The following is a 26918-nucleotide window of genomic DNA, read 5'->3' on the forward strand; positions in this document are numbered from 1 at the left end:
CAACGCCGCAGGTAGAGGGCGGACAGCGAAAACGCCCCTAAGCGAGCAAGGTGACGTGAAAGAGGAGGGAAGCGTACTTTGGTACGCGACCGACGATTGAACGTCAGATTGCCGCTTGGGGGCGTTTGCAGCGTCGAGCTGTTACGCGGTTTGGTAAAACCGCGTAACCCACTACACAGCCTGTGCCAGCTTCTCGGCTCGCTCGGCGGCGGCAAGTGCCTCGATGACGGTGCCGAGCTGATCGCCCAGAAGGACGCCGTTGTAGGTGGAGTTGAAGCCGATACGATGATCGGTCACGCGGTCCTGGGGCTGGTTGTAGGTACGGATCTTCTCGGAACGGTTGCCGTGACCGATCTGGCTCTGGCGCTCGGCGCCGAGCTCGGCCTGCTGCTTCTCGAGTTCCATCTCGTACAGACGGGCACGCAGCATCTGCATGCAGACCTCGCGGTTCTGGATCTGGGAACGCTGCTCCTGCGACTGCACCACGGTATTGGTGGGCAGGTGGGTGATGCGCACGGCGGAGTAGGTGGTGTTAACGCACTGACCGCCAGGGCCGGAGGCGCAGTAGGTGTCGATGCGCAGGTCGGACTGGTTGATCTGAACGTCGATCTCCTCGGCCTCGGGAAGCACGGCGACGGTTGCCGTGGAGGTCTGGATGCGGCCCTGGGACTCGGTCTTGGGGACGCGCTGGACACGGTGCACGCCGGACTCGAACTTCATAACGGAGTAGACGCGGTCGCCCTCGACCTTGAACTCGATGGACTTAAAGCCGCCGGCCTCGCTGGGGCTGGAGTCGAGCACGGTGGTCTTCCAGCCGCGCGACTCGCAGAAGCGCTGGTACATCTTGTACAGATCGCCGGCAAAGATGGCCGCCTCGTCGCCACCGGCGGCGGAGCGGATCTCGACGATGGTATTCTTGTCGTCGTTGGGGTCGCTCGGGATGAGCATGTACTTGATATCTTCCTCGAGCTGGGGGAGCTTGGCCTCGTTCTCGGAGATGTCCATCTGGAGCATCTCCTTCTCGTCCGCGTCGGTCGTGTCGCGGAGCATTTCCTTGGCGGCCTCGATGTCATCGAGCGCGCCGATGTACTCGCGCGAGGCCGCGATGAGGTCGGACTGGTGCGCGTACTCCTTGTTGAGACGCGTGAACTCCTTAATATCGGAGGCGACGGCCGGGTCGGAGAGCTTCTTCTCGAGCTCCTCGTAGGCCTTGATGATCTTTTCGAGCTTGTCGCGCATGGCGGGACTCCTTTATATGCGTGAAGGTGAAAATCGGCAGAGTTGATGGGGCGCGCGGCGCCACTGCGGGGGTAAGCCCGGCTAGAACATGTCGATCTTCAGATACATGCGCATCCCTTCGCGTATGGGGTACATAGTTGCGGTCTAACCCATACATGATAGCGTGCGCAGGCAAACCTGCATATAACCCGCACGGAATGAGTGGACGTAGCCGTTGGGGACGTTCCTTAACGACTAGTCGTTTAAGAACGTCCCCAACGGCTACCCAACGGCTAGCAAAGGGACTGTCGCTTTTTCGCATTCTAGAGCGTCTGAAGCAGAGCGACGAGGAAGCGGATGCCCTGGAGGTAGGCGCGGCGGGTGATGCGCTCGTTGGTGCCGTGGACGCCGCGATCACACTCGTCGTCATCAACCACAAAGGCCGAGAAGCGAATGCACTCAGGGCAAATGTGCTGGTAGTTGGCAGCGTCGGTCGCACCGATCACGGTCGAGGGCACAATTGCCACTGGCTCGAATGATCCATTTTCCTCCGTCCCCTTTGGATCACGGAAATAGCGGGCAGCGATGGAGCGAACCGCCTCGAGGCCGGGACCACCGATGCGCGGGGACGGCGAGGGTTCGGAGCTGCCGGGGCCCAGCTCCACTTCGACACGACCGGCAAGGTCCGTTGCGGCAATTGCCTCACGGCAGCGCGCCACAACGTCGGCCACGCTCGTGCCCTCGAGCATGCGGAAGTTAATGTTGGCCCACATATCCTGCGGCATTACGTTGGCGCCGGTGCTGCCGCCCTCGATTTGCGTGGGCGCGCAGGTGGTCGTCACCAGCGGATAGAGCTTCTTGCTGGCAAGGCAATCGCGGACAATGGCGCCCCCGTTGGCGGCAATTTCATCGGCCGTGTAGAGCCCTAACTCGACAAGCTGGGCGGCAAGCAAGTCGGTCACGCGCGTCGGCCACTCGATATCGCAGATTGTGGCGATAGCACGGCTCAGCACCTCGAGTGATGTGCCACCGTAGGGGTTGGAAGAATGTCCACCCACGCTCTTTGTCTTGAGCACGATATCGGCATAGCCCTTCTCCGCGAGGCCGGCATGCATAAGCCAACCCTCGCCCGCGCTGTACTCGGCAGCCGAAACGATGCGGTAGTCGCCCTCGTCGATCAGGTACTCAAGCTCAATGCCGCGCTCCTCGAGCGCGCGGCCGATGGCGCCTGCACCGTACTGCGTTGTCTCCTCGTCCTGGCCAAAGGCCAGGAGCAGCGTGCGCTCGTGCTGCCAGCCGTGCGCCAGCGCATACTCGACAGCCTCGAGAATACCTGCGACCTGGTCCTTCATGTCGATCGCGCCGCGGCCCCAGATATAGGTGTCGTCCACGTGCCCGCTAAAGGGGGCATGCGTCCAGTCGGCCTCGGTACCGGGCACCACGGGGACCACGTCCATGTGGCCCATGAGCATGACGGGTTTGAGGGCAGGGTCGGAACCGCTAAGTGTCACCAACAGCGAATGGTCGATAAGCTCGACCTCGCCCGCCGCAAATACGTGCGGCCAGGCCTGCTGCATATAGGCGCGCAGGTCGTCGAAGGGCTGCCAGTCCACCGCCTCGGCATCCATGCTCGAGATGGTCGGAAACGACAGCACGCGGCCCAAGCGCTCGCACGCGCCTGCCTCGTCTATATCGGCAAAATCGTCCTCATGCGCAAAGAAGTGCCAAACCTCGGCCATGCCATCCTTTCGATTGTGACGACAAAGGCCGCCCCACGGGAGCGGCCCTGCAACGCAAGCGTTTGCGGTCGGTTATTTGTCCTCGAGATAGCGAGAGAGGAACTCGCGAGTGCGCTGGTGTTTGGGGTTGCCGAAGAGCTCGGCCGGCGCGGCATCCTCGAGCACCACGCCCTTATCCATAAAGATCACGCGGTCGGACACGGTTCGGGCAAAGGCCATCTCGTGCGTGACGACGACCATAGTCATGCCGTCGGCAGCGAGCTTGCGCATGACCTCGAGTACCTCGCCCACGATCTCGGGGTCGAGTGCGGAGGTCGGCTCGTCAAACAGCATGATCTGCGGATTCATACACAGGGCGCGCGCGATGGCCACGCGCTGCTTTTGGCCACCGGACAGGCGACCCACGGCGGCATGCGCGAACTTCTCGAGCCCCACGCTCGTCAGATGCTCCATCGCGACCTTCTCGGCCTCGGCCTTGCTCATCTTTTTGAGCGTGACGGGCGCAAGCGTGCAGTTGTCGAGCACGTCCATGTTGTTGAACAGGTTAAAGCCCTGGAACACCATGCCGATGTCCTCGCGGAGTTTATTGATATTGCAGCGCTCGGCCGTAAGGTCCTGGCCGTGAAACCAGATATGGCCCGCGTCCGGGGTCTCGAGCAAGTTGAGGCAGCGCAGGAAGGTCGACTTGCCCGAGCCCGAGGCGCCGATAATGGTAACGACCTCGCCGGGGTTAACGGACAGGTCGATGCCCTTGAGCACCTCGAGCGAGCCGAAGCTCTTGCGCAGGCCCTCGACGCGGATGAGCGGCTCATTGGTCTGTGCGGCGGCCGCGGTGCCAGTAGTGGCGGTATCTGCCATGATGATTCTCCTCGTCTTGAGCCTAGTTGGAGCTGGGCAGCGTTGCCGGGGCCTCGGCGCCGAGCTTTTTGCCAAAGGCCTCGAGCAGGCGGCTCGCCACGAGCGTCAGGATCAGGTAAACCACGAGCGCCACGCAGTAGACCTCCATCTGGCGGTAGTACACGCCGGCGACAGTGGTGGTGGCGTACATGAGGTCGAACACGCCGATGACCGAAAGCACCGACGAGTCCTTGATGTTGATGATGAGCTCGTTGGTGAGTGCGGGGATCGCGTTTTTAATACCCTGGGGGAACACGACCTTGCGCATGGCCTGCCACTGCGACAGACCCAGCGAGCGCGCCGCCTCGGCCTGGCCGGGATCGATGGACTCGATACCGCCGCGCAGGACCTCCATCATGTAGGCGGTGGAGTTGAGCGAGATGGTGACAAGGCCGGCGGTGAAGGTACTCCAGATCTGGTTGGCCTGGGCGGTCTCGAAGCCCATGCCGCGCAAAACGGTGAAGCCCGCGTAATAGATGAGCAGGCCCTGAACCATCATGGGCGTGCCGCGCACGATGGTGGAGTAGACAGTCGCAAAGCCGCGGCCGATGCTCTTAAAGAAGCGCACTAGGTCGTTGTCCACGCGATCGAACGTCTGAATACGCAGGAACACAAAGAGCAGTGCCAGGAAAAAGGCGATGACGGTACCGAAGGTCGCAAGTGCGATGGTGATCTCGATGCCGCGGATAAAGAAGTCGCCGCTCTTGTAGGTCATGTAGACCAGGCTCGACAAAAAGTCGCTGGGGTTGGAGTCCGAGACAATGCTCACTTGCACCAGGTCGATAAATGACATGACGCAGCGGTCGACAAAGAAGATCGCCGCGATGGCGACCACGACGTAGCTGCCCAGGCGCGCGCCGCGACGGAAGCGCTCGGAAGCAAACGGCGACGTTTCGCGATAGTCGTTCCAGTGCATGAGTTTGGTGACCAGCGCCGCCGCCGACACGACGAGCCAAGCCCAAAGAATCGCCCAAAGGCAGTCCTGGAAGATTCCGGTGGGCGCCAAGAAGCTCAGCGGCGTGGGGTTACGTTGGCTAAACGCCAGGCCGAGCGCCGCGATAACACTCGTGCCCAGATATACATAGCGATGGTCGGCCTTGATAAAGGAGGCCAGACGATTGATGGTTTTCATGCTGCCTCCCTATGCCGGCTGACGATCGAGGCACGCGTCCCACATTTGGTCGCGCTCCTCTTGGCTAATGCCCTTGAGTATCTTGTCGATGAGCTTAAGCAGTTTGTCCGAGCCCTTGCGGCAGCCGACGTTTGACGTGACCTCCTGCTTAAAGCCCTCGCCCTCCGCAAAGCGAATGGGCACGATGCCCGGGTTTTGGGCCATATAGCCCTTCTCGTTTTCGGTGTTGTAGGTCACGGCGTCGCAGGTGCCCTGCAGCAGGTTCGAAAACACCGTGGGCACCGAATCGACCGGATTCTTGTGAACGACGCCCGGGATCTCGTCGATGACGGTGTCGAGCATCGTGTCCTTTTGGCCGAGCACCGTGGCGCCGCTAAAGTCGCTGAGCTTGGTCGCGCTTTGGTAGGGCGAGCCCTCTTTTACGAACAGGCCAAAGTAGCCGATAAAGTACGGATCGGAAAAGCCGACGGACTCCTCGCGCTCGGGCGTGGTGCTCATGCCGGCAATAATGAGGTCGATCTGGCCGTTGTTGAGCGAATCGATAAGGCCCGAGAAACTCTGCTTGACGGCAACGGGCTCGCCACCGAGGGCCTTGCAGACGATCTTGGCGATCTGTACGTCGTAGCCATCGGCATAGGCGCCCTGCACGTTGTCGATGGGGATGGTGTACTCACTGGCTTCGGAAACCTGCCAGTTGTACGGGGCGTAGGCCGCCTCCATGCCAATGCGGATCTTGTCCTTGCCGATCACGGAATCGGACAGGTCGTCGCGACCGCCGCCCGTCGTGGGCTGAACCACCTTGAGCGTGGACGGACGCTGACAGCCGGCGAGCGCGCCGGCGACGACGGAAGCGCTCGCAGCGAGAGCGCTACCCAAAAAGATGCGACGGCTGCATACCGGCTGGGTCTGCATGCCGCGCTGTTGGGGAGAATGCATAATCTGCCTTCCCTGTTGAATCGTATGCTGACGACTTAACAGGATACGCCAGCGACCAGCAGCGCAGCACAAGCTCGAAAAATTAATAGACACACGGTAGTCATTGGGAACGTCGATGTTTTGACAATGCCAGCGAGCGCCACCCAGAGCGAACAAGTTGGCATGAAAAAGGCACGGCATAGACCTTCTGGTCATGCCGTGCCTTTTGAATGACAAATTGTCGCTCCGGGTGGCGCGCAGCGTCGACTGGTCCGCCGTTCGTCAGAATGGCGGAACCTCTAGAGCAAAGTGACGCTAAAGCTGCGGACGTCCGTCTCGCCCGGCGCCAGCGTAATGGTGTTGACCTTGTGCTCAAAGACGTCGTCCTCGGTGTCCATGGTGGTGTGACCGGTCCAGGGCTCGAGCGCCACAAACGGGGCGTCGTTGGCGGCAGACCACACGCCGATGTACTTAAAGCCCTCAAAGTCGATCTTGACGCCGTGGCCCGACTTGCGGCCACGCAGCGTGAGCGTGGAGCCCGGGGTATCGGTGAACATGATGGCATCGTTATCGAAGCTGCGGTGCGTGATGGGCAGCACGTCAGAGCTATCGGGCGCCTTGTAGCTACCCTCGAACGTCATGAGGCCATCGGGCGTGATGATGGGGGCCTCGTTGGTCCAAGCCTCGGTAAATGCCAGCTCGTAATCCTCGAACGTCTCGTCCTCGGCACCGGGAGCCGGCACGTTAAATGCAGGGTGACCGCCCACCGAGAACGGCAGGTCCACGTCGCCGGTATTGGTGACGGCAAAGGTCTGCGTAAGGGTGGCGTCGCCGGTCAGGGCATAGGTCATGTTGAGCTTAAAGTGGAACGGGAAAGCCTTGAGCGACTCGGGCGTATCGGTGATCTCGTAGGTGACGGACGAGCCGTCCTCGGAGACCTCGACCAGCTTGTGCTCGACGATGCGCGCGAGGCCATGACGCGGCATCTCGCAGGTGCCAGCCGCAGACGTCGCTGTGTTGTTGCGCAGCGATCCCACGATGGGGAACAGAATGGGCGCGTGCTTGCCCCAAAAGGCCGGGTCGCCCTGCCACAGATACTCGTTGCCGTCGAGGGCAAGGCTCGTGAGCTGGGCTCCCATGGAATCGATGGCCGCGGTGAGGCCGCCGCGCTTGATGGTGGTGACGGTGGACATGCTACTTCCTCCAAAAGTAAACAATAGTGTCGAGGGCTATTGTGCCACTCTTGGCGGCAAGGTGAGGCGGCAGGCGCAGTTATTGAGCGATTGCGTAAAGGTCGAATCCGCCCTGCGGTGTGCTGTCGACCGTATCGGGCGCCTGCGAGTTAAAGCTCACGGGAACCATGCGCTTTGAGGCGCGGAAGCGCGTGCCATCGGTGGCGACGGGCGGCTCGTCGACCGTGAGCTCGTAGTCGCCGGGCTTGAGTTCGATGCCGTCGCCAGCGGAGTTGACATATTGATACTCGTCAATCGCCTGCCCCCTGAGCGTGCGGCCCACGATGTGGATGAGCATCTGACTATCGCCGCGGGCGGTGTCCCATGTCGCACCGTCCTTGACCTCGACCGATACATGCACCGAGCGCGTGCGGCTGAGCGATTGTTCGACGGACATCTCGACCTTGGCGGCGTCTTTTCGTTGTTGTTCAACATGGCTCCAGACGTTTCCAATTACCGAGCATGCGATAACGCCGGCCATGAAGGCGATGAGGATGGGGCCGAGCGGAGAGCGACGGCCCGCGTCCTCCTCGCGAGCCAGGTCGGGGCGACGTGTGGGCGCGGGTGCTTGGGCACCCTGCGAGGGCACGTCGAGAATGCTGAAGGATGCCGTACTGCCGGGGTCGATGTTATGGCGCGGCTGCGGGATCTTGGCCGGCGAGATGGACATGTCCGCCGGCTCACCGAGTGTGGCCGTGGCATCGGCCTTAGCTTCATCGGCCTCGGCTTGGGCCCAAGCCTGCTCAAAGGTCAGGGGCTCGGCGGCATCGGAGGCGGCGTCAGGCTCGACAGCAGCATCGTTGCCGGCCTCGTCCTCGTCGCTCGACACGTCACGCGGCGCGGGCGCGTCCCACTCCTCGTCCGGAGCCTCGCCCTCGCTATACCACCATTCAAAGTTATCGATATCCATACGGGGCGCCCCTTAAGCCTCGCAAATAAACATTTGCCAGCCTTATACCCCCAGATGGCACGGGAGCTCGCCGGCACAGACAGGAAAAGCGTCACAACATTCGACGCTTTTCCTCGTTTTCGAGATTTTCATCGAATGTTGTGACGGTTTGGGCAGCAGCCACACCACGAATGTGACGAAGGAGCAGTCCCCTTGTCACATCTAGAGGGCGACGGGGATTTGGATGCAGCAGAAGTCCTCTTGGTGGGACTCGTCGTAGCTCGTGGTATCGAGGTAGCAAAAGTCGAAAGCGTTGCCGATAGGCCGGAGCGCGTGCTTGTCCATGCAGGCCACGACGGCGCGGATGCCCTCGGGTTCGTACGGCATGCCCCAGCGGCTCATGCACAGGTATGTGCCCTCGGGCAGCACTTCGATGCCGATCTCTGCCAGCTCGGCGGGATCGCTCGGCAGCAGTTCCTCGGCACCGCGCGGCAGCACGGCAAAGGAGCCGGCACCGGCAATGGGGTCGTCGGAATGCAGCGCCTCGCGACGCAGCATGGCGCCCCAGCCACGCATGGGGCGCGTGCCCGTCAACGCACGCATGCGCAAAATCACCCGCATGAGCGTGGGATGAAGCATCGAGCGGCCACGCTCGATATCGCCCGGGAACTCCTCAAAGACCACGTAGCGGCGCTCGAACTGCTTGAGCTCCGGCTTGCCCTCCCGCTCGCGCCAGTAAACTGCCTCGTCGTAAAAGCTCAGACGCTCCTGCACGCTCGCACGCTCGGCTTTGAGCCCGGCAATCTGCTCGTCGAGCGCCTGCACCCGCGAGCGCAGGTGGTCGGTCATCTCGCTAATGTCGAACGTCGAGGCTAGGCGGTCGATCTCATCGAGTTCGAGCCCTAGGTCGCGCAGCATGCAGATCAGACGCATGAGCGGGATCTGCGTGGGCGAATAGAAACGGTAGCCTTTTTCGTTAACCACGGCGGGCTTAAACAGGCCGATCTTGTCGTAGTAGATGAGCGTTTGGCGCGAAACGTTAAACAAACTCGCCATCTCGCTAATCGCATACATGCCCGTCTGCATAGGTCCTCCCGACACATCCTTTTTGCGCACAAAGCCCGCCGCCCACAGGGGCAGCGGGCTCAAACACTACTCGTATCCTACCCTAAAGACGCCTATGACCAGCGCTTATAGTTTGCGCATGACACGCCGACGGCCTCGAGCGCCTTGGCGGCGATGTGGTGCACCGCGTCATCGAGCGTGGCGGGGCCGTTGTAAAACGTGAGCATGGGCGGCATGAGCATGACGCCCGGTACGCGCGCAAGGCGCGCCATGTTGTCGACATGAATGGCGCTGAAGGGCGTCTCGCGCACCATGAGCACCAGGCGGCGCTGCTCTTTCATCTGAACATCGGCCGCGCGCAGCAACAGGTTTTCACTGTAGCCGCTCGCGATGCCGGCGAGCGTCTTCATGGAGCAGGGCGCCACGATCATGCCGTCGACCGGATAGGTGCCGCTTGCGATGGCGGCGCCGATGTTCTTGTTGTCGTAGACCACATCGGCATGGCACGCAAACTCGTCGAGCGTCATGCCGAGCTCCTGCTCGATGGTAATCTCTCCCCCGCGCGTGACGACAAGCGCCGACTCGGCACCGGCCTGACGCAGGCATTTGAGGCACTCAAGGCCCAGCGCGACACCGCTGGCGCCAGACACGCCAACGACAATGCGACGGGGACGGACAGAAGACTCAGGCATGACGGCTCCTTAACTACTTGGTAGGGCTACTTACTAGAAAGCAATCTCCTTGGCCCACTTGTCTGTGTCGATCTCCATGAACTGCGAGCGAATGAAGTTCTTCTTGAGGTCGAACGGGACCGTGCAGTCGAAGATGGCCTTGCAGGCGATGCCGTGCTCGCGAATCGTGGGGTCGAACGCGGGGTCGTTGGACGGGTCGAGCACGTGGCAGTGGCAGCCGGGGATGGTGATGAGGTCGACGTCGGCCTGGAAGCGCGTGGTCATGGCCCACATCACGTCGCTCATATCGAAGATATCGACATCCTCGTCAACAAGGATGACGTGCTTGAGCTCGGAGAATGCCGAGAAGGCGAGCATGGCGGCGTTGCGCTGACGGCCCTCGTCATTTTTGCTCGACTTCTTAAACTGCATGATGGCAACGAACTTGCCGCCGCCGCAGGGGGCAGCGTGGACGTTGAGCAGGCGGCCCGGGATGGCGGTCTCGACCATCTTGTAGATGGAAGCCTCGGTGGGGATGCCGGCCATGGAAACGTGCTCGTGCGAAGGGCCGATGCAGCTCTCCATGATGGGATTGACGCGCGTGGTGACGGCGGTGATCTTGATCACCGGGCAGACCTTGGCGCCGCCGGTGTAGCCGGGGAACTCGGGCATGGCGTAGCCGTGGCCGTTGACGTCCTCGTTGATGGTCTCGTCGTGCATGAGGTAGCCCTCGAGCACGTACTCGGCATTGGCGATGCACTTCTGCGGAACGGTGACGCAGTCGGCAAGCTCGACAGCGTGGCCGCGCAGGGCGCCGGCAATTTGCAGCTCGTTGAAGCCGAGCGGTGTGGTGGGAGCCTCAAAACCGCAGCACATGTACACGGCGGGGTCCAAACCGATGGAGATGGAGATGGGCATATCCTCGCCACGCTGGCAGTACTCGTCAAAGAACGCGCCCAGGTGACGGCTGCCGGGGGTAATCCACATGGCGAGCTTGTCCTTGTCGACGCAGGAGAAACGGTGGATGGTCACGTCGGACTGGGAGCCGTCGGGGCTCGTGCCGTAGGCGAGGCCCATGGTGATGTAGGGGCCGCCGTCGACGGGCGTGTTGGTAGGAGCGGGAACGATCTTGCGCAGGTCAAAGCCCTCGTCGGTCGCCTTGTACACGACCTCTTGGCAGTCGACGTGCGCACCCTCGGCGATCTGCTCGGGCGCGATCAGGTTCTCGAAGCGCTTACCGATCTCGAGGCCCAGGTGCTCCTCATCCAGGTCGAGCAGGGCGGCAACGCGCTTGCGGCTGGCAAGCATGCCGATGCAGACCTTGGCGTCGTCAAAGCCCTTGACGTTGTTGAAGACCATCGCCGGACCCTCTTTGGTCGGACGCATAACGGTGCCGCCGGCACCGACGTGGCGATAGACGCCCGAAACCTCGGCATCGGGATCGACCTGGGTGTCGGTCTCGAGCAGCTGGCCCGGCATCTTGCGCAAAAAGTCGAGTGCGGAGCGCAGGTCGTGGATCTGGGAAGCATCGGTAGTGGACATAGCGTGCTCCTTTCGGGAGAGTGCCCGGCGGCGAGGATGCCGCCGGGCTGGGTAACGTAGTGGGGCCGCGGCGCTCATAGATGGGACGCTCGGCCACTCGCAGTTCGAGCACTCGGCTGCTTACAGCCCAAGCGCTCGACCGCTTACATCAGGCCAAAGAGGTGGAACCAGGCGGCCTCGACCAGCACGACGATAAAGACGACCGCAGTGAGGGGAATGCCCATGCGCATAGCCTCTTTGGAGGTGTAGCCGCCGGCGTCCTTGCCCTCGCCGATAAGGATCGGCAGGTTGTGGAACGGCAGGATGTAGTGGATGTTGATGGACGTGAAGACGATGAGCGCCACGGCGAGCGGGCTCACGCTGGAGCCGGCCGCGAAGCTGATGAACGCCGGCACGCACACGCCGAGCACGGCCATGACCGAGCCCATGAACATGTGGATGATCATGGAGAGCGCGGCGACAAGCAGGGCGAACAGGAAGATGTTCTCGGGCACGGAGCTGGGAAGCACGACATCGGCGATCCAGGCGTTCATGCCGGTGGCACCGCCCACGGAACCCACGGCCATGGCGGCCGTCAGGAACATGAGGGACTTGATGTCGACAGCGTTCCAGCTGGCGGGGGTAAGGACCTCGCCGATGATGGGCATGGCGAGCGCGACACCGATGGCAAGTGTCACCCAGCCGATGTAATCGCCCGAGACGGTGAGCCACAGCGCGATGGCGATGACAAGCCACACGATGGTGCGGATCTCCTTGACGGAGAGCTTACCGAGCGCGGCCTGCTTGGCCACGATCCGCTCGCGATCGTAGACGAGCTCCTTGCTGGGCTTAAAGAGGAAGAGGCCCAAGAACAGGGTACACAGCAGCGCAACCAGCATGGGCACGCTCATGTACAGGAACCAGTCGATAAAGGACGGGCTCATGCCGCCGGCCTCGGCGCTGTACTGCGCAACAAGCGGGTTGAGCGTGGAGTCGCCCGTCAGGAAGAACATGGAACCCGGGGCGGCAGCGGCAAACACGAGGAATCCGAGCTTGCCGCGGTCATCGTCACCGTAGCCGGCGGACTCGGCGATGACCGAGACGACGGCGAGGATGAGGAAGGCGCGGGGGAACGGATGCGGGATCAGCAGCGACAGCACAAAGGTGAGCGCGAAGATTGAGATGATGAGCGACTTGGCATCGCGCACGAACTTGAGCATAAACGCATAGGCGATGCGCTCGCCCAGGCCCGACTCCTTGACCGCGCTGGCGATGAGGTAGGCGCCGATGACGAGCCACATGGTGGCTTTGGTCCACGAGCTAAACGTGGAGGCGACCGTCGCCGAGATGCTCGCGGCACCCGTGTCGTCCACGCACACCTTGAACAGAACGAGCAGCGCGCAATAGAGCAGGCCCACAAAGCCCGGCTGTGCCACGCCACACGCCCAGAACACCACCGTGGCGAGCGTCAACGCCAGACAGGTCTGACCGCCGACCGTAAGCTCGACCGTCGAGCTCAGCTCCGCCAAAGGAAGAAACTTCACCAGCAAAAAGACAACGATACCCAGCACAAAGCCAATTTCGCGCTTGGTGATCTTAAACGCCTTCTTTTCCGCTTCCATCTCCCCACCTTTCTTGTTGGGGGCGCTCCGGATTCGCGGCCACGTTGCCACTTAAAAAGGGGCGCCCGTTATCGGACACCCCTTACGTTGCGCTGTGTTGTTGCAATACAGTCAAGCGGGATTTTTTGGATGAGAAGCGATCCCCTGGACAAAAAACCATCACATCATTCGACGCTTTTCCTCGTTTTCGAGATTTTCATCGAATGTTGTGACGGTTTGGATATGGCAAAGGGACTGTACCTTTGTTACATAGCGAGGGCCGTACGGATGGATGGGTCGCTGAGGGCCTCGCGAAGCCAGGGGGCCAGCTGCTCGGGGCGACCCTGCAGGTAGCCGTCGAGCTCGGACGGGGCCACGCGGCGCACCTCCGAGATCTCCTCTTGGTTGATGCATAGCTCGCCCGGCTCAACATGGGCTGCGAACGCCTCGCACCATTCGCACTCGCAGCGGCCGTCGCCGTGGTCCTCACGGTACACCACGTGTCCGAGGTGCTTGAGCTGATCGGGCTCGCGCGTGATGCCAAGCTCTTCGTTGATGCGACGTGCCGTGGCGGCCGCGACGTCTTCCCCGGGGAGCGGATGGCCGGCACAGCCATCGGCCAGCACCCCGCCCCACAGGCGTTTGAGCGGACTGCGACGACAGAGCAGCAGGCGCGCGTCTTCGCCCTGGCCCTCGACCAGAAGCGTCAGAAATGCCTGATGCAGGATTCCCTCGCCGGTATGGGCCTCGATGCGGTCGACGGGGCCAAGCGCCTCGCCGGTCGCGGCATCGACCGCCACGACCTCGGCGCCTGCGCCGCCCTCATCCCAGCCGGCGCGCAGAATGCGGGCTGCGGCCTCCTCGAGCGCGGCGATGAGTTCCTTGGTGGTATCGAGCATGCGCCGCAAGTCGTCCGCGGTCGCGTTCTCCACATGAAAACCCGTGCTTGCAACTACCGGCACGCCAAAGCGCGTGGCCAGCGCCGCCGCAATATCGTGCGCCGGGATCTCGTCTCGATGGCACGGAACGGCCAGGATGCTCACCGTCGCCGTACGGCCGGGCTCGGGGCGAGGAATGGCCTGCGCCGTGGCGCCCAGGTGCGCAAACTCCGGCGAGCAGGCGTACACCGCCATGCCTCGCGGCGTCACCGTCAACTGGGCCTCGAGCGCAAACTTGCCCTCGCCCACTACAACCTTTGTCGTGTGCATACCCATGGGATCTCCTGTCGCCCGCAATGTACCTGAGACCATCTTCGCCTGTATTGCGACTATACAGGCAAGCGCAGCCTGCGACAAAGGAGGCAGGCACCTGACACATTCTGTTAGAGTTGCAGGGATTGAATCCCGCTTATTCATGCGACATTGGAGTGACAACCTTGACCGCCGCAACCACGCCTAAAAGTAAGTCAACCGCCGCCGCGCTCTCCCCCGCGCGCACCAGGCTCTGCCTGGCGCTGCTCGTGCTGCTGGGATTCTCGCTCGGCTGCTCCGAGTTCGTGGTCATCGGCATCGAAAGTGACTTGGCGACGGAACTCGGCATATCGCTTGCCGCTGCGGGCCAGCTCGTCAGCGTTTTTGCACTGGTCTACGCCATCGCGACGCCGGTGCTTGCGCTCAGCACGGGGCGCTTCCGTCGTTACCAGCTGCTCGTGTGCTACAGCATTATCTTTGTGCTCGGCAATCTGGTCATGGCGTTGGCGCCCAACTTCCAGGTGCTCTTTATCTCGCGCATTGTCCTGGGATCCGTCTCGGGCGCGCTGCTCGCCGTGGGCGTGACGTACATCCCCGAGCTGCTGTCCCCGCAGCAAACTTCGCTTGCCATCTCGGTCGTGTACGGCGCGTTTTCCGTGGCGATGGTCTTTGTCACTTCGATCGGCAAGTTTGTGGCCGACACGCTCGATTGGCACGTGGCCATGTACGGTACGCTGACCTTTGCCGTTTTGATCTGCGGAGCGCTCGTGGCGTTTATGCCGCGCGCCGGACAGACCGACGAACCCGCTACCTTCCGCGAGCAGGCGGGTCTGCTACGCGAACCGAGCATCATCACCGGCATGCTTATCTTTTTGTTTGGCGTGGGTTCGGTCTATGTATTCTACGGCTACGTTACGCCTTATCTTGAGCAGGTGCTGGGTATGGGCACTGTTCAGGCGAGCACCACGCTTATGGCCTACGGCGTGTTCTGCCTGATCTCGAACATCCTGGGCGGATGGATCGACGCACGTTTTGGCATGAAGGCACTGCTTGTGACGTTTGTGCTGCAAGCTGCGGCGTTACTCGGGCTGTTTGCCGTGGGCGACACCATGCCGCTCGCGCTGGTCTTTGTCTTTAGCCTAGCGCTGCTCATGTACCTGTTCTCGGTGTCATGCATCACGCACTTTATGGACGTGGCGCGCAGCCGCCATCCCAAATCGATGGTACTCGCGAGCTCGGTAGAACCCATGGCGTTTAACGTCGGCATTTCGTTTGGCACCGCAGTGGGCGGCGCCGTGGTGAGCAGCGTTGGCATTGCCTACGTTGGCGCGGTTGGTGCCGCGTTCTCGCTTGTGGCCTGGGCGCTTACGCTGGTGACGATTAAGTTGGCTCGCTGGGAGCGCAAGCGGGCGAGAGCGTAAGCGCAGATGCGATACTCGAGCTCGATGATGGCGATCGAAAGGAAACCGCATATGCAACGCGTACTGTTTATCTGTCATGGGAATATCTGCCGCTCGACGATGGCTGAGTCGGTGTTTACCGAGCTCGTGCGCCGCGCTGGGCGCGAGGCGGAGTTTGTCATCGATTCCGCAGCGACCTCAACTGAGGAGATCGGCAACCCGCCGCATCATGGCACGGTCGCCAAGCTGCGCGAAGTCGGGATTCCCGTCGTTGCGCACCGTGCCCGCCAGGTGCGTCGAGCAGAGTATGGCAACTGGGACCACATTGTCTATATGGATGCTGAGAACGCGCGTGGCCTGCGTCGCATCTTTGGCGACGACCCCGACGGCAAGATTACGCGCTTGCTCGATTGGACCGGGCGCCCCGGCGACGTGGCCGATCCCTGGTACACCGGCAATTTCGATGCCACCTACCGCGACGTGCTCGCCGGTTGCGCCGCTATGCTCGAGCAGCTGTAGGAAAGCGAGGTCGCAGGCCACGCCTTCGGCGCGAAACGAGCGTGGATAATCTCCCGCATGAAAAATGAGCGTGGATTTTCTCCCACTTTGAGCATTCAAGTGCGCTCTAAACGGGAGAAAATCCACGCTCACCTATTCGTCGACGATCTCGGCAAGCCAGACGTTCAGAGTATCGACCTCGGGGCAGCAGAACTTTGCCGTGCCGGGCTCGTTGCCAGGCACGGTTCCGCCATAGCGCAGGATATCGATATAGGGAAAGCCCACATGGCAGGCCATGGCGCACATCTTGCCGCGATCGCGGTCAAAGTCAAAAACGTCGCCCGGCTTGTGACCGTGGTGGCAGCGGCACGTCCCCAGCTGGTCCACGCAGCTCACGCGGATACGCGGCCGCTTGCCACGCGGCGCGCCGAGCGGCCTGTTCTCGCCCGCAGGCTTGACGCCGCCCTCGCCAATGTTACTCATGGTCGATCACGTCCAGGCAGGCCTCGATGGGAAGGCCGGCCGACTTGTCCTCTTGGTCGGCATTGCGTTCGATAAGCTCAGCCACCACACGCATGGCATCGAACGTCGCGCGCTGCAGACTCCAGCCTGCCATAACGCGGCCGACGAGCACCGCCGAGAACGTGTCGCCCGTGCCCGGGAAATAGACCGGAATGAGCTCAAAGGGAATCGTAAAGTACTCCCCCGCCACATGGTCGTAACCGATAACCGCGTTCGTGCCATTGACTACGGCGCTCGTAATGACCACCGACTTGGCACCCAGCTCACGCACGGCGTTCACAAGAACGCGAGCCTCGTCGGGCGTGATTTGCTCTGCAATAGGCGTATCGGTGAGCAGACAGGCCTCAGTGTAATTGGGAACCGCGTAATCGGCGCACTCGAGCAGGTGCCTCATGAGACCGATCGTGGACTCGGGCACACCGGCATAGAGCTTGCCGTTGTCGCCCATGATGGGATCGACGAACACCTTGGTGCCCTTTTGCGCACGGCGGTGGCAAAAGTCCGAGATGATGCGCGTCTCTTCCTCGGTCACGATAAAGCCGGTCGAGATGGCGTCGAACTCAAAGCCGAGCTCCTCCCAGATAGCGAGGCTTTGACGCACGTACTCGGTGGTGTCGTGGATGTAGAACTTGGGGTAGTTGAGCGTGTCAGAAACGAGCGCCGTCGGCAGGTTGTGGATACGGTAGCCCATGTGCGACAGCACCGGCAGCATGGCGGAAAGCGCGACCTTGCCGTAACCGCACATATCGTTAACCAGCAGCAGCTGAGTATTCTTCATGAGGGTCTCCCTTGTTTCGGGCGCGGCGCGGCAGCGCCACAGTGCGACTAAGTGTAGCGCAGGGGACGTTGTGAACGGGCGCTGGCACCGCAGAGGACGAATTGTTGCGGAAAGGTTACGGGAAGGAGGGAGTTGGTCGTTGGGGACGTTCTTAAATGACTAGTCGACACAAGGAGTGTCCCCAAATGCCGGCACATAAGGAACGTCCCTAAGTGCCGCTCGAACATAATAAGTTTGGTACCTTGACATTTATTTACCGTGCTCCTAAATTGGTTAGGCACAAAACAATTCAACTACCTAACTAAAGAAAGGAGCGAAGCTTAGATATGTGTGTTGAACCACTCGTCCTTCCGCATGAGCCTGGCGGTGACCCGTCGCAACCGGTAGACATACCCGAAGCGGTCAGCGCCGAAGACAAACTCGCCAAGCGCATCCTGAGCGGCCTGGGCTTTTGCGGCCATTACATGCATTTTCATGGCGGAGGCGTGTCCGGCAAGGCGCCCATCATCTGCCTGCTGGCCAAGCAACCCGGCGGCGAGATGTCGCAGCAGGAACTCGGCATGCACTTTGACCTCAAGCCGGGGTCGCTTTCCGAGATCCTGTCCAAGCTCGAGCTCAACGGCCTCATCGAGCGCAGCCGTAACCCCAAGGATCGACGGCAGCTCACCATTCGCCTGACCGAAACCGGCCGGGAAAACGCCCGCATCGACCAGGCGGCCCGCATTCGCTTTAGAGAGCAAGCCTTTAGTGCCCTCACCCACGACGAGCGCGAGCAGCTCGCCGAAATGCTCGAGAAAATCCGTGTAACCTGGGAGGAACTGGATGATTAAAACCCTCATGGGAAGCATCCGCGACTATATGAAAGTCACCGTTGCTACGCCATTGCTCGTGCTTGGCGAGGTGCTCTGCGAGATGCTGATTCCATTTATCACCGCCAACCTGATCGATGCCATCAAAGACGGCGCCACCGTGGCCGAGATGCTTCCCACCGCGGGCTTTTTGGTGCTCATCGCGCTGACATCGCTTGCTTTTGGCGCCGCTGCCGGCGTCACCTGCAGCCATGCGAGCTGCGGCTTCGCTAAGAACCTGCGTCACGACCTGTTCTACAAGATCCAGACGTTCAGCTTTGCCAACATCGATGAGTTCTCGAGCTCCTCGCTCGTCACGCGCCTGACCACCGATATCAACAACGTGCAGCAGGCCTTTATGATGATTATCCGTATCGCCGTGCGCGCGCCGCTGGTATTGATCTTCGCCTTTACCATGGCGTTTATCATGGGCGGCAGCGTCGCCATGGTCTACCTGGCCATCATTCCGCTACTGGGCTTTGGACTGTTCTTTATCATCTTTAAGGTGCGCCCCATCTTCTCGCGCGTGTTCCACAAGTACGACGCCCTTAACGAGTCCGTCGAGGAAAACGTCACCGGCATGCGCGTGGTCAAGAGCTATGTGCGCGAAGACTTTGAGAAGGAGAAGTTCGCGACCGCCGCACGCGACGTCCAGATGGACTTCACCCGCGCCGAGAAGCTGCTCGCCTTTAACAACCCCATGATGAACATCTGCGTCAACGGCGCGTTTGTCGTCATCATCTACCTGGGCTCCAAGCTCATCATCACGAGCCAGGGCACGCTGTTCGACGTGGGCCAGCTCTCCTCGATCTTTACCTACGGTTTTCAGATCCTCATGAGCCTGATGCAGCTGTCGATGATCTTTGTCATGGTGACCATGGCCGACGAATCGGCGCACCGCATTACCGAGGTGCTGGCCGCCGAGCCCACGATCGCCGATCCCGCCGAGCCCGTGCTCGAGGTTGCCGACGGCTCCATCGACTTTGACCACGTGAGCTTTAAGTATTCCGCGCATGCGAAGCGCCAGGCGCTCGACGATATCGACCTGCACATTAAGAGCGGCGAGACCATCGGCATCATCGGCGGCACCGGCTCGGCCAAGTCCACGCTCGTTAACCTCATCGCCCGCCTGTACGACGCCACCGAAGGCACCGTGCGCGTGGGCGGCATGGACGTGCGCGACTACGACCTGGACGCACTGCGTCACCAAGTGGCCATGGTGCTACAGAAAAACGTGCTGTTTAGCGGCACCATCGCCGAGAACCTGCGCTGGGGCGACCCGAACGCCACCGACGAGGAAGTCCGCGAGGCGGCACATCTGGCCTGCGCCGATGAGTTTGTCGACGGCTTCCCCAAGGGTTACGACACCTGGATCGAGCAGGGCGGCTCCAATGTCTCGGGCGGTCAGAAGCAGCGCCTGTGCATTGCGCGTGCCCTGCTGCGTCGCCCCAAGATCTTGATCCTGGACGACTCCACTAGCGCCGTCGACACCAAGACCGACGCCAAGATTCGCGCAGGGTTGGCAAGCTATCTGCCCAACACGACCAAGCTCATCATCGCCCAGCGCATTAGCTCCGTACAGGATGCAGACCGCATCATCGTCATGGAGGGCGGCCGCATCGCGCAGATCGGCAACCATGACGAGCTGCTTAAGACGAGCGAGATCTACCGCGAGACCTTTACCTCGCAAAACAAGATGTCTGCCGAAGGTACGCAAGACGCCGACGACGTCTCTGGCGACGCGAACACGGCGGCAGACAACACCGACATGACCGCAACGCAAGCTCAGACCCAGGAAGGAGGCGAGGCCCATGAGTAAGGCAACGACCGCCGAGCGCGCGCTCAACCGCAAGGGCGGCACCATGTCGCGCCTCATCAAGACGCTCTTTGGCTTCTATCCCGTGCTTTTGCCCCTCGTCGTCGCCGGCGTGGTGCTCTGCGCCATCATCAACTCCATCGGCGCGACCTTCCTGCAGAGCGCCCTGCAAATTATTGGCGAATCGTGGCAGTCGGGCGATTGGGAAGCCGCGCAGCCCAAGATCGCACAGCTCGTGACCACCCTCGCCTGCATCTACGGCGTCGGCGTCCTGTCCTCGCTCTTCTGGAACCGCGCCATGGCTATCGTCACGCAGGGCTCGCTGGAGAAGCTGCGCGAGATGATGTTCAACCGCATGCAGGACCTGCCGATCCGCTACTTCGACACGCACCAGCGCGGCGATATCATGAGCCACTACACCAACGACATCGACACGCTGCGTCAGATGATCAGCCAGTCGCTGCCCAACCTGCTCATGACGATCATCATCATCGTCACGGTGTTCTTTATCATGCTGTACTACAGCGTGTGGATGTGCCTGGTCATCATCGCCGGCGTCGCCTTTATGACCTTTATGACCAAGCTGCTCGGCTCCAACTCCGCGCGCTTCTTCATTGCGCAGCAGACCGAGCTCGGCGTGGTCGAGGGCCATATCGAGGAGGTCATGAACGGCCAGAAGGTCGTCAAGGCGTTCTGCCACGAGTCTGCCGCCGAGGCCGATTTTGACGAGCGCAACGAAAAGCTCTTCGAGGTCTCCCAGAAGGCCAACATGTACGCCAACATCCTCATGCCCATCCTTATGAACCTGGGCAACCTGCTCTACGTGCTGGTCGCACTGGCGGGCGGCATTTTCCTGGCGCTGGGCGTGCCCAACCTGAGCATCTCGGGCATGGCGCTGTCCATCGCCGTCGTGGTGCCGTTCCTCAACATGACTAAGCAGTTCTGCGGACAGATCGGCCAGATCTCACAGCAGATCAACGCCGTGGTCATGGGCCTCGCCGGCGCCGACCGCATCTTTGAGCTCATCGACGAGAAGCCCGAGGCCGACGAAGGCTACGTGACGCTCGTCAACGCACAGGTGAACCCCGAGACTTGGGAGTTCGAGGAGGCTGACCACCACACCGGCATGTGGGCGTGGAAACATCCGCACCGCGCAACCGGCGAGATCGAGTACGTCCCGCTGCGCGGCGACTTGGTCATGGACAACGTCGACTTTGGCTACACCCCCGACCACGAGGTCCTGCACGGCGTGTCCGTGTTTGCCAAGCCGGGTCAGAAGGTCGCGTTTGTCGGCGCCACCGGTGCCGGTAAGACGACCATCACCAACCTCATCAACCGCTTCTATGACATCGCCGACGGCAAGATTCGCTACGACGGCATCAACGTCAATAAGATCCGCAAGGCCGATCTGCGCCGCTCGCTGGGCGTCGTGCTGCAGGACGTGAACCTGTTCACCGGCACCGTGATGGACAACATCCGCTACGGCAACCTGGATGCGACCGACGAGGAGTGCATCGCGGCGGCCAAGCTCGCGGGCGCAGACGACTTTATCACCCGCCTGCCCGACGGCTACGACACGATGCTCACCGGCAACGGCGCACAGCTGTCGCAGGGCCAGCGCCAGCTGATCTCGATCGCCCGCGCCGCCGTCGCCGATCCGCCGGCGATGATTCTAGACGAGGCCACGAGCTCCATCGACACCCGCACCGAGGCCATCGTGCAGGCGGGCATGGATAAGCTCATGGAGGGCCGCACGACGTTTGTCATCGCACACCGCCTGTCCACCGTGCGCAACTCCGACGCGATCATCTGTCTGGACCACGGCCGTATCATCGAGCGCGGCAACCACGACGAGCTGATCGCCAAGCGCGGGTACTACTACCAGCTGTACACGGGTGCGTTTGAGCTGGAGTAGGAACGGTTACTGACGGAGGGTGCCCCGGGGCGTCGGGGTAATTCCTCCGTGCTCAAACATTCTCGCTTCGCTGCGAAACTGCGCGCGGAGGAAATACCCCGCCGCCCCGGGGCACCCTCCTGCGCGCAATCAGCCCGTTGTTTAAAACGGAATAAAGGTTAGTGAGGCCCTGGCCGTTTGGCCAGGGCCTCGTTTTGTTAGTCTTTTTGGGACGGGGCTTTTTGACTACTTTGAGGGTGCGCAGGCAGGGCGGCGAAAGTAGCTAAAAAAGCCCCGTCCCAAAAAGACTACCCGCGCCAAATGAGCTAGTTGAGGAGTTGGGCCATGGCGTTGACGAATTTTTGGACTTGGAGGGTGGGCTCGAGCGGGTAGTGCAAATAGACCGGCACCTCGCGACCGCATAGAAACGGTACGCCCACAAAGGCCGGGTGCACGCCCGACCACGCTCCGCAGGTGAGCACCGCATCGCCCTTTTCCTCCGCCTCGTTAAAGAGCGCAAAGTCGAAGCTATCCACGTCGATCACGTCCACGCCGCCGTCGGCCAACAGGTCGATGCGCAGGCTGTCCATAGCGTCGTTGCCGTGACGGAGCACGCGCAGGCGCATGCCCTCCAGGTCGGCAACCGTGATGCGCGTCTTGCGCGCAAGCGGGCTCGTGCGCGGCACATCAATATAAAACGGTACGTTGACGATAAGGAGCTTTTGGCAGGCGTCGCCCCAGCGCGGGGTCGAAAAACTCGACTGCACTACATCCACTTCGCGACCAAGACTGCGCATGACGGTCTCGCGCTCATCGTAGAGGTCACTCACCGGCACAATCTCAAAGCGCAGCGACGGCTCCAGCTCGTGCACACTCGGCCACATCGACAGCGTTTGGCACCCCGGGCACATCATCGACACGCCCAGACGCACGGCGCCGCCATCGCCCGCTGCGCGTCGGGCACGGCGCAACGCATCCTCGGACTGACGCATGATCGAGCGCGCATCGTCTACCAGCAGCGCACCCGCCGGCGTCACCTTAACGCCCGAATGCGAGCGCTCGAACAACGTGATGCCAAACTCGGCCTCGAACCCCGACACCTGTTTGACGAGAGCCGGGGTCGACACACGTAGTTTTGCCGCCGCGCGCGAGAAGCTTCCCAGCTCCGCGGCGGCCGATATGGCCTCAAGTCGTCGATCGTACACGTCAATCTCCCGTTTTCGCGCCCGTGGCCACATGGTGCCACAGGAGGTTGTTTTCGCAGGTCATGCGCTCAATTGAGAATAAACTGCATCGCACAGTGTAAACCTATGGTTAACGCCATTCTAACAAATATGCAATTCACCTGCGCAAATGCAAAGCATACGATAACCAGCGAAAACCACGTGGGTCGATTAATGGGAGCGACCCACCGGGAGGCACAAGAAGGGAAGTTCCTATGAGCAATTGGCTTAAGCTCGAGGGCGATGTCTGCGCCGTGACCGGCGCGCTCGGCGGTATGGGCGTCGAGATTTGCCGCGAGTTCGCCCGCAACGGCGCCAACGTCGTCTTGCTCGACCTAGACGAGGAGAAGGTCAAGGCAGCAGCCGCCGACCTCGCCGCCGAGTTTGGTATCCACGCCGAGGGCTACAAGATGAACGCCACCGACGAGGCCGAGGTTCAGGCTGCCGTCGACGCCACCATCGCCAACTTCGGCCGCGTCGACGTTCTCGTCAACACCGCCGGCATCCTGCGCTTCGCCGCCATGGAGGACCTGCCGCTAAGCGACTGGGAGCAGGTGCTCAACGTCAACCTCACCGGCTACTTCATCACCTCGCAGCGCTTTGGTCGCGAGATGATCAAGGCCGGCCAGGGCCGCCTGGTGCACATCTCGACCGTTGCCAGCCACTCCCCCGAGACGTTCTCGGGCGTGTACAGCTCCACCAAGGCGGGCGTCAACATGATGTCCAAGATGCTCGCCGCCGAGTGGGGCCCCTACGGCGTCCGCTCCAACTGCGTCGAGCCCTGCTTTGTCAAGACACCCATGTCGGCAAGCTTTTACGCCGATCCCGAGGTCGAGAAGAGCCGCAGCCGCCTCATCGCCACGCGCCGCATCGGCGAGGTCAGCGATATCGCCAACGCCGTCATGTTCCTGGCGTCCAAGCGCTCGGACTTTACCACCGGCGACGCCATCAAGGTCGACGGCGGCTTCTCCAACATGATGGGCGACCTCACCGCCAAGCCCGGCGGCCGCCGCGCCTTTGCCGACAATTACCTCAAGAACAAGGGTGTCGAGCTTTGGTCCGATGAGTCCGGCGTCGCCAAGCCGACCGACCAGTAAACCAACCCGGTAGAAAGGGGCGCGGGGCAAGCACCTCAGCGGCGTTTGCCCCTCCCCTCCCCCCGCATCGATTAGAAAGAGTCCCATGGCTTCCACCAACTCCAACAAGGGTCGCGCCGTCGTGCTTTCCGCCGCGTGCGTCACCATGTTCTTCATCAGCTCCATCGCGCTGTACTCCGTCGTGTCCAAGAACCTGCTCGCCGTCTACCCCGAGTGGTCCAGCGCCCTTACCTGGGCCTTCCCGGTCTTTCAGACCATCATGGCCGTGACGGGCATCTTCGCCGGCCGCATCTCCGATAAGATCGGCCCGCGCAACGTCGTGATCGCTGCCGCCGTGTGCTACGGCGTGGGCTGGTTCATGTCCGGCACCGTCACCGAGCCGTGGCAGTTCTACCTGTGGTTCTCGCTCGTCGCCGCCATCGGCAACGGCCTGGGCTACAACCCCGCGCTCACCACCGGCCAAAAGTGGTTCATCGACAAAAAGGGCCTCGCCTCCGGCATCACCCTGGCCGCTTCGACCGACGGCCCCGCCGTGCTGTCCCCGGTGCTCGCCTCGCTGCTCATCCCGAGCCTGGGCATCTTTGGCGCCCTTAAGGCACTCGGCGTCATCTTCTTTGTGACGATCGCCGCCTCCGCCCTGTTCCTGAAGGCCCCCGAGGCCGGCTGGCTGCCCGAGGGCTTCGAGGCCCCCAAGGGCGGCGCGCACGCCGGCACTTTCGGCGACCTCACCCCGGGCGAGATGGTCAAAACCCCGCGCTTCTGGGTCCTCATCGCCACCTTCGCCTTCGCCGCCACCGCGGGCACCCTGCTCGTGGGCAAGGTTGCCTCCATCGCCGCTGTCCAGCTCTTCGCCGACCCCACGAGCGCCGCGGCCGTCGCCCTCGGCGGCGTGGTCGTCTCCGTCAACACCTGCGCCAACCTGGTCGGCCGTCTGTCCTTTGGCCAGATCATCGACAAGCTCGGTGCCTACAAGTCGCTGCTCATCAGCCTTGTCGTCACCATCGTCGCGCTCGTCATCATGTCGATGAGCTTTACGCAGAGCATGTTCTTTGTGGCGCTCGCCCTGCTCGGCTTTAGCTTTGGCGCCCTGCTCGTCATCTACCCGCCGCTCACCGGTGGCGCCTTTGGCACCAGCAACATCGGCGTCAACTACGGCATCATGTTTTTGGGCTATGCCGCTTCCACCTGGATCAGCCAGCCCATCACCGCCGTGCTGTATCACGCCGAGGCCGGCAGCGCCGCCTACCAGCAGTCCTTCTACGGCGCCATTGTGATTGCCGCCATCGCCGTCGTGCTCACCGTCTACATGATGGTCTCCGACAGCAAGAAGAAGTCCGCCTAGTTTTACCGATGCGACAAAGGGACAGTCCCTTTGTCGCATTCCACCGGTCACCAGTATTAAGGAGTCGAAATGTCTGAGCTCAACCCCGTCCGCATTGCCGTTATCGGCGCCGGCGCCATGGGCCGCAACCACATCCGCTTTGTCACCGAGGAGCCCGAGGCCGAGCTCGTCGCCATCGCCGACGCCTTTGAGGGCGCCCGTGCCACGGCCGAGGCCGCCGGCGTGCCGTTTTACACCGATCCCGCCCAGATGATGGACGAGGTCAAGCCCGAGGCCGTCATCATCGCCACCCCCAACGACCTGCATCTGGGCGTTGCCCGCGAGGCCGTGAAGCGCAACATCGTGCCGCTGGTCGAAAAGCCGATCTCCAACGACCTCGAGGATGCCCAGGCTTTCGCCGCCGAGGCCGAGACCGCCGGCGTGCCCGTGCTCGTGGGTCAGCACCGTCGCCACAACCCCTTCGTCAACAAGGCCAAGGAGATCATCGAGTCCGGCGAGCTGGGCAAGCTCACCGTGTCGAGCTTCCACTACATGATCTATAAGAATGACGAGTACTTCGATGTCGAGTGGCGCCGCAAGAAGGGTGCCGGCCCGATTCTGGTCAACCTGGTTCACGACGTGGACCTGCTCCGCTACCTGCTGGGCGAGCCCGTCGCCGTCCAGGGCATGCAGTCCAGCGCCGCCCGCGGTTTTGAGACCGAGGACTCCGCCGTGGTCAACGTCCGTTTTGCCGATGGCGCGCTTGCGAGCATGACCATCTCCGACGCCACCGCCAGCCCCTGGAACTGGGAAGCCACCGCTCGCGAGGACCCGCAGTACCGCCCCTTCGACGCCGATGCCTACTTTATTGGCGGTACCTTGGGCGCTCTATCGCTGCCCCGCCTGCACCAGTTCTCCTACGACGGCGCCTCCAACTGGCACAAGCCGCTGCAGATGGAGATCCCGGCCGTCGACCCGGCGCTTCCCCACAAGATGCAGCTCAAGCACTTTGTGAAGGTCGTCCGCCGCGAGGTCGAGCCCGTCGTAACCCCCGCCGACAACGTCAAGACGCTCACGCTTCTCAACGCCATCAAGGAGGCCGCCGAGACCGGCCAGCTCGTCGAGCTGTAGCACCTTAGGACAGGCCGCGGCAGAAACCCCATGCCGGGCCCCTGCCCCTCGGTCCGCCACAAATAAACCCCTCTTCTTTGCCCTGCGAGCAGCCTCCTGCCCGCGGGGCATTTTGCTACGTTGCCAATGATTTTTCTGGGACGGGGGACTTTTTGCACCTTAGCTTGATTCGTTCGCCACGAAATGTGCCTATCTACTACGTTTAACCGATCACCCTCAACCATACCGAATTTCGCGAAATAAAAAACCGACGCTCCTATAAGTTGTCAAGAGGCAGTTTGCGGGAGCGCTCTCTCCAATTCGCACAGGAGCTCGTAATA

General features: G+C 61.9%; 23 protein-coding genes. 8 read left to right on the forward strand and 15 right to left on the reverse strand.

Annotated features, from left to right (window positions below):
* Nucleotides 1-171 precede the first annotated feature (171 nt).
* From prfA to ABHT90_RS07795, 12 genes are all read right to left on the reverse strand, one after another.
* On the reverse strand, nucleotides 172-1239 hold the full coding sequence (prfA, locus tag ABHT90_RS07740; protein ID WP_346978695.1) for a peptide chain release factor 1: 1068 nt from the start codon (nucleotides 1237-1239) through the stop codon (nucleotides 172-174).
* 302 nt (nucleotides 1240-1541) lie between these two features.
* Nucleotides 1542-2957, reverse strand: coding sequence for a M20/M25/M40 family metallo-hydrolase (locus tag ABHT90_RS07745; RefSeq protein ID WP_346982134.1), 1416 nt, complete (start codon nucleotides 2955-2957; stop codon nucleotides 1542-1544).
* 72 nt (nucleotides 2958-3029) lie between these two features.
* Entirely contained in the window at nucleotides 3030-3815 is a 786-nt protein-coding gene (locus ABHT90_RS07750) for an amino acid ABC transporter ATP-binding protein (protein WP_346978698.1), read from the reverse strand.
* Between the two features lie 22 nt (nucleotides 3816-3837).
* Nucleotides 3838-4986 carry an amino acid ABC transporter permease gene (locus ABHT90_RS07755; protein WP_346978699.1) on the reverse strand — a complete coding sequence of 383 codons (1149 nt, stop codon included), beginning with the start codon at nucleotides 4984-4986 and terminating at the stop codon, nucleotides 3838-3840.
* 9 nt (nucleotides 4987-4995) lie between these two features.
* Nucleotides 4996-5922, reverse strand: a complete 927-nt coding sequence (locus tag ABHT90_RS07760) for a transporter substrate-binding domain-containing protein (protein ID WP_346978701.1) — start codon at nucleotides 5920-5922, stop codon at nucleotides 4996-4998.
* A 278-nt stretch (nucleotides 5923-6200) separates the two neighbouring features.
* Complete coding sequence (locus ABHT90_RS07765) at nucleotides 6201-7094, reverse strand: aldose 1-epimerase family protein (RefSeq protein ID WP_346978702.1); 894 nt, start codon at nucleotides 7092-7094, stop codon at nucleotides 6201-6203.
* A gap of 79 nt (nucleotides 7095-7173) precedes the next feature.
* Nucleotides 7174-8043, reverse strand: coding sequence for a hypothetical protein (locus tag ABHT90_RS07770; RefSeq protein WP_346978704.1), 870 nt, complete (start codon nucleotides 8041-8043; stop codon nucleotides 7174-7176).
* A 201-nt stretch (nucleotides 8044-8244) separates the two neighbouring features.
* Nucleotides 8245-9108 (reverse strand): MerR family transcriptional regulator, encoded by an 864-nt coding sequence (locus ABHT90_RS07775; RefSeq protein ID WP_346978705.1) that lies wholly within the window; start codon nucleotides 9106-9108, stop codon nucleotides 8245-8247.
* A gap of 92 nt (nucleotides 9109-9200) precedes the next feature.
* Nucleotides 9201-9779, reverse strand: coding sequence for a UbiX family flavin prenyltransferase (locus tag ABHT90_RS07780; RefSeq protein ID WP_346978706.1), 579 nt, complete (start codon nucleotides 9777-9779; stop codon nucleotides 9201-9203).
* A 33-nt stretch (nucleotides 9780-9812) separates the two neighbouring features.
* Nucleotides 9813-11300 carry a UbiD family decarboxylase gene (locus ABHT90_RS07785; protein WP_117582984.1) on the reverse strand — a complete coding sequence of 496 codons (1488 nt, stop codon included), beginning with the start codon at nucleotides 11298-11300 and terminating at the stop codon, nucleotides 9813-9815.
* Between the two features lie 143 nt (nucleotides 11301-11443).
* Nucleotides 11444-12901 carry an SLC13 family permease gene (locus tag ABHT90_RS07790; protein WP_346978707.1) on the reverse strand — a complete coding sequence of 486 codons (1458 nt, stop codon included), beginning with the start codon at nucleotides 12899-12901 and terminating at the stop codon, nucleotides 11444-11446.
* A 245-nt stretch (nucleotides 12902-13146) separates the two neighbouring features.
* A complete protein-coding gene (locus tag ABHT90_RS07795) occupies nucleotides 13147-14094 on the reverse strand; it encodes an isopentenyl-diphosphate Delta-isomerase (RefSeq protein ID WP_346978708.1) in 948 nt (315 codons plus the stop codon).
* 152 nt (nucleotides 14095-14246) lie between these two features.
* Here ABHT90_RS07795 and ABHT90_RS07800 point away from each other — a divergent pair, with 152 nt between their 5' ends.
* Both ABHT90_RS07800 and ABHT90_RS07805 read left to right on the forward strand, forming a co-directional pair.
* Nucleotides 14247-15491 (forward strand): MFS transporter, encoded by a 1245-nt coding sequence (locus ABHT90_RS07800; RefSeq protein WP_346978709.1) that lies wholly within the window; start codon nucleotides 14247-14249, stop codon nucleotides 15489-15491.
* Nucleotides 15492-15542: 51 nt separating this feature from the next.
* On the forward strand, nucleotides 15543-15989 hold the full coding sequence (locus tag ABHT90_RS07805) for a low molecular weight protein-tyrosine-phosphatase (protein WP_199574594.1): 447 nt from the start codon (nucleotides 15543-15545) through the stop codon (nucleotides 15987-15989).
* Between the two features lie 132 nt (nucleotides 15990-16121).
* Here the strand turns inward: ABHT90_RS07805 and ABHT90_RS07810 are convergent, their stop codons facing one another.
* Nucleotides 16122-16451 (reverse strand): TIGR04076 family protein, encoded by a 330-nt coding sequence (locus ABHT90_RS07810; RefSeq protein ID WP_192934508.1) that lies wholly within the window; start codon nucleotides 16449-16451, stop codon nucleotides 16122-16124.
* On the reverse strand, nucleotides 16444-17268 hold the full coding sequence (locus tag ABHT90_RS07815; RefSeq protein ID WP_161194442.1) for a PfkB family carbohydrate kinase: 825 nt from the start codon (nucleotides 17266-17268) through the stop codon (nucleotides 16444-16446). The genes ABHT90_RS07810 and ABHT90_RS07815 overlap by 8 nt, the downstream gene beginning before the upstream one ends.
* A 326-nt stretch (nucleotides 17269-17594) precedes the next feature.
* On the opposite strand from ABHT90_RS07815, the gene ABHT90_RS07820 reads away from it, so the two are divergent.
* The 3 genes from ABHT90_RS07820 to ABHT90_RS07830 are packed head-to-tail and all read left to right on the forward strand — an operon-like array spanning nucleotide 17595 to nucleotide 21847.
* Nucleotides 17595-18098 (forward strand): MarR family winged helix-turn-helix transcriptional regulator, encoded by a 504-nt coding sequence (locus ABHT90_RS07820; protein ID WP_117800283.1) that lies wholly within the window; start codon nucleotides 17595-17597, stop codon nucleotides 18096-18098.
* On the forward strand, nucleotides 18091-19935 hold the full coding sequence (locus tag ABHT90_RS07825) for an ABC transporter ATP-binding protein (RefSeq protein WP_346978713.1): 1845 nt from the start codon (nucleotides 18091-18093) through the stop codon (nucleotides 19933-19935). The genes ABHT90_RS07820 and ABHT90_RS07825 overlap by 8 nt, the downstream gene beginning before the upstream one ends.
* Nucleotides 19928-21847, forward strand: a complete 1920-nt coding sequence (locus ABHT90_RS07830; RefSeq protein ID WP_118267191.1) for an ABC transporter ATP-binding protein — start codon at nucleotides 19928-19930, stop codon at nucleotides 21845-21847. Before ABHT90_RS07825 ends, ABHT90_RS07830 begins: the two co-directional genes overlap by 8 nt.
* Before the next feature lie 305 nt (nucleotides 21848-22152).
* On the opposite strand, the gene ABHT90_RS07835 is transcribed toward ABHT90_RS07830, so the two are convergent.
* Nucleotides 22153-23031, reverse strand: a complete 879-nt coding sequence (locus tag ABHT90_RS07835) for a LysR family transcriptional regulator (RefSeq protein WP_346982135.1) — start codon at nucleotides 23029-23031, stop codon at nucleotides 22153-22155.
* A gap of 233 nt (nucleotides 23032-23264) precedes the next feature.
* On the opposite strand from ABHT90_RS07835, the gene ABHT90_RS07840 reads away from it, so the two are divergent.
* The 3 genes from ABHT90_RS07840 to ABHT90_RS07850 all read left to right on the forward strand — a co-directional run bounded on the left by ABHT90_RS07840 (nucleotide 23265) and on the right by ABHT90_RS07850 (nucleotide 26598).
* The gene (locus tag ABHT90_RS07840; RefSeq protein ID WP_117734887.1) at nucleotides 23265-24146 is read left to right on the forward strand and encodes an SDR family NAD(P)-dependent oxidoreductase; all 882 of its coding nucleotides are present in this window, start codon (nucleotides 23265-23267) and stop codon (nucleotides 24144-24146) included.
* Nucleotides 24147-24231: 85 nt separating this feature from the next.
* Nucleotides 24232-25488 (forward strand): MFS transporter, encoded by a 1257-nt coding sequence (locus ABHT90_RS07845; RefSeq protein WP_346982136.1) that lies wholly within the window; start codon nucleotides 24232-24234, stop codon nucleotides 25486-25488.
* A gap of 69 nt (nucleotides 25489-25557) precedes the next feature.
* Nucleotides 25558-26598 carry a Gfo/Idh/MocA family oxidoreductase gene (locus ABHT90_RS07850; protein ID WP_117655361.1) on the forward strand — a complete coding sequence of 347 codons (1041 nt, stop codon included), beginning with the start codon at nucleotides 25558-25560 and terminating at the stop codon, nucleotides 26596-26598.
* Nucleotides 26599-26918: the final 320 nt, after the last annotated feature.

The organism is Collinsella aerofaciens (genome assembly GCF_039758815.1).
In the GTDB taxonomy this organism is placed as follows: domain Bacteria; phylum Actinomycetota; class Coriobacteriia; order Coriobacteriales; family Coriobacteriaceae; genus Collinsella; species Collinsella aerofaciens_BP.

Excerpts from the sequence above, each read along its gene's own strand:
- ABHT90_RS07765 (WP_346978702.1), bottom strand. The coding sequence starts at position 7,094 with ATGTCCACCGTCACCACCATCAAGCGCGGCGGCCTCACCGCGGCCATC.
- ABHT90_RS07815 (WP_161194442.1), bottom strand. The coding sequence starts at position 17,268 with ATGAAGAATACTCAGCTGCTGCTGGTTAACGATATGTGCGGTTACGGC.
- ABHT90_RS07785 (WP_117582984.1), bottom strand. The coding sequence starts at position 11,300 with ATGTCCACTACCGATGCTTCCCAGATCCACGACCTGCGCTCCGCACTC.
- ABHT90_RS07745 (WP_346982134.1), bottom strand. The coding sequence starts at position 2,957 with ATGGCCGAGGTTTGGCACTTCTTTGCGCATGAGGACGATTTTGCCGAT.
- ABHT90_RS07805 (WP_199574594.1), top strand. The coding sequence starts at position 15,543 with ATGCAACGCGTACTGTTTATCTGTCATGGGAATATCTGCCGCTCGACG.
- ABHT90_RS07845 (WP_346982136.1), top strand. The coding sequence starts at position 24,232 with ATGGCTTCCACCAACTCCAACAAGGGTCGCGCCGTCGTGCTTTCCGCC.
- ABHT90_RS07840 (WP_117734887.1), top strand. The coding sequence starts at position 23,265 with ATGAGCAATTGGCTTAAGCTCGAGGGCGATGTCTGCGCCGTGACCGGC.
- ABHT90_RS07775 (WP_346978705.1), bottom strand. The coding sequence starts at position 9,108 with ATGCAGACGGGCATGTATGCGATTAGCGAGATGGCGAGTTTGTTTAAC.
- ABHT90_RS07780 (WP_346978706.1), bottom strand. The coding sequence starts at position 9,779 with ATGCCTGAGTCTTCTGTCCGTCCCCGTCGCATTGTCGTTGGCGTGTCT.
- ABHT90_RS07750 (WP_346978698.1), bottom strand. The coding sequence starts at position 3,815 with ATGGCAGATACCGCCACTACTGGCACCGCGGCCGCCGCACAGACCAAT.
- ABHT90_RS07850 (WP_117655361.1), top strand. The coding sequence starts at position 25,558 with ATGTCTGAGCTCAACCCCGTCCGCATTGCCGTTATCGGCGCCGGCGCC.
- ABHT90_RS07825 (WP_346978713.1), top strand. The coding sequence starts at position 18,091 with ATGATTAAAACCCTCATGGGAAGCATCCGCGACTATATGAAAGTCACC.
- prfA (WP_346978695.1), bottom strand. The coding sequence starts at position 1,239 with ATGCGCGACAAGCTCGAAAAGATCATCAAGGCCTACGAGGAGCTCGAG.
- ABHT90_RS07820 (WP_117800283.1), top strand. The coding sequence starts at position 17,595 with ATGTGTGTTGAACCACTCGTCCTTCCGCATGAGCCTGGCGGTGACCCG.
- ABHT90_RS07770 (WP_346978704.1), bottom strand. The coding sequence starts at position 8,043 with ATGGATATCGATAACTTTGAATGGTGGTATAGCGAGGGCGAGGCTCCG.
- ABHT90_RS07790 (WP_346978707.1), bottom strand. The coding sequence starts at position 12,901 with ATGGAAGCGGAAAAGAAGGCGTTTAAGATCACCAAGCGCGAAATTGGC.
- ABHT90_RS07755 (WP_346978699.1), bottom strand. The coding sequence starts at position 4,986 with ATGAAAACCATCAATCGTCTGGCCTCCTTTATCAAGGCCGACCATCGC.
- ABHT90_RS07760 (WP_346978701.1), bottom strand. The coding sequence starts at position 5,922 with ATGCATTCTCCCCAACAGCGCGGCATGCAGACCCAGCCGGTATGCAGC.
- ABHT90_RS07830 (WP_118267191.1), top strand. The coding sequence starts at position 19,928 with ATGAGTAAGGCAACGACCGCCGAGCGCGCGCTCAACCGCAAGGGCGGC.
- ABHT90_RS07810 (WP_192934508.1), bottom strand. The coding sequence starts at position 16,451 with ATGAGTAACATTGGCGAGGGCGGCGTCAAGCCTGCGGGCGAGAACAGG.
- ABHT90_RS07795 (WP_346978708.1), bottom strand. The coding sequence starts at position 14,094 with ATGGGTATGCACACGACAAAGGTTGTAGTGGGCGAGGGCAAGTTTGCG.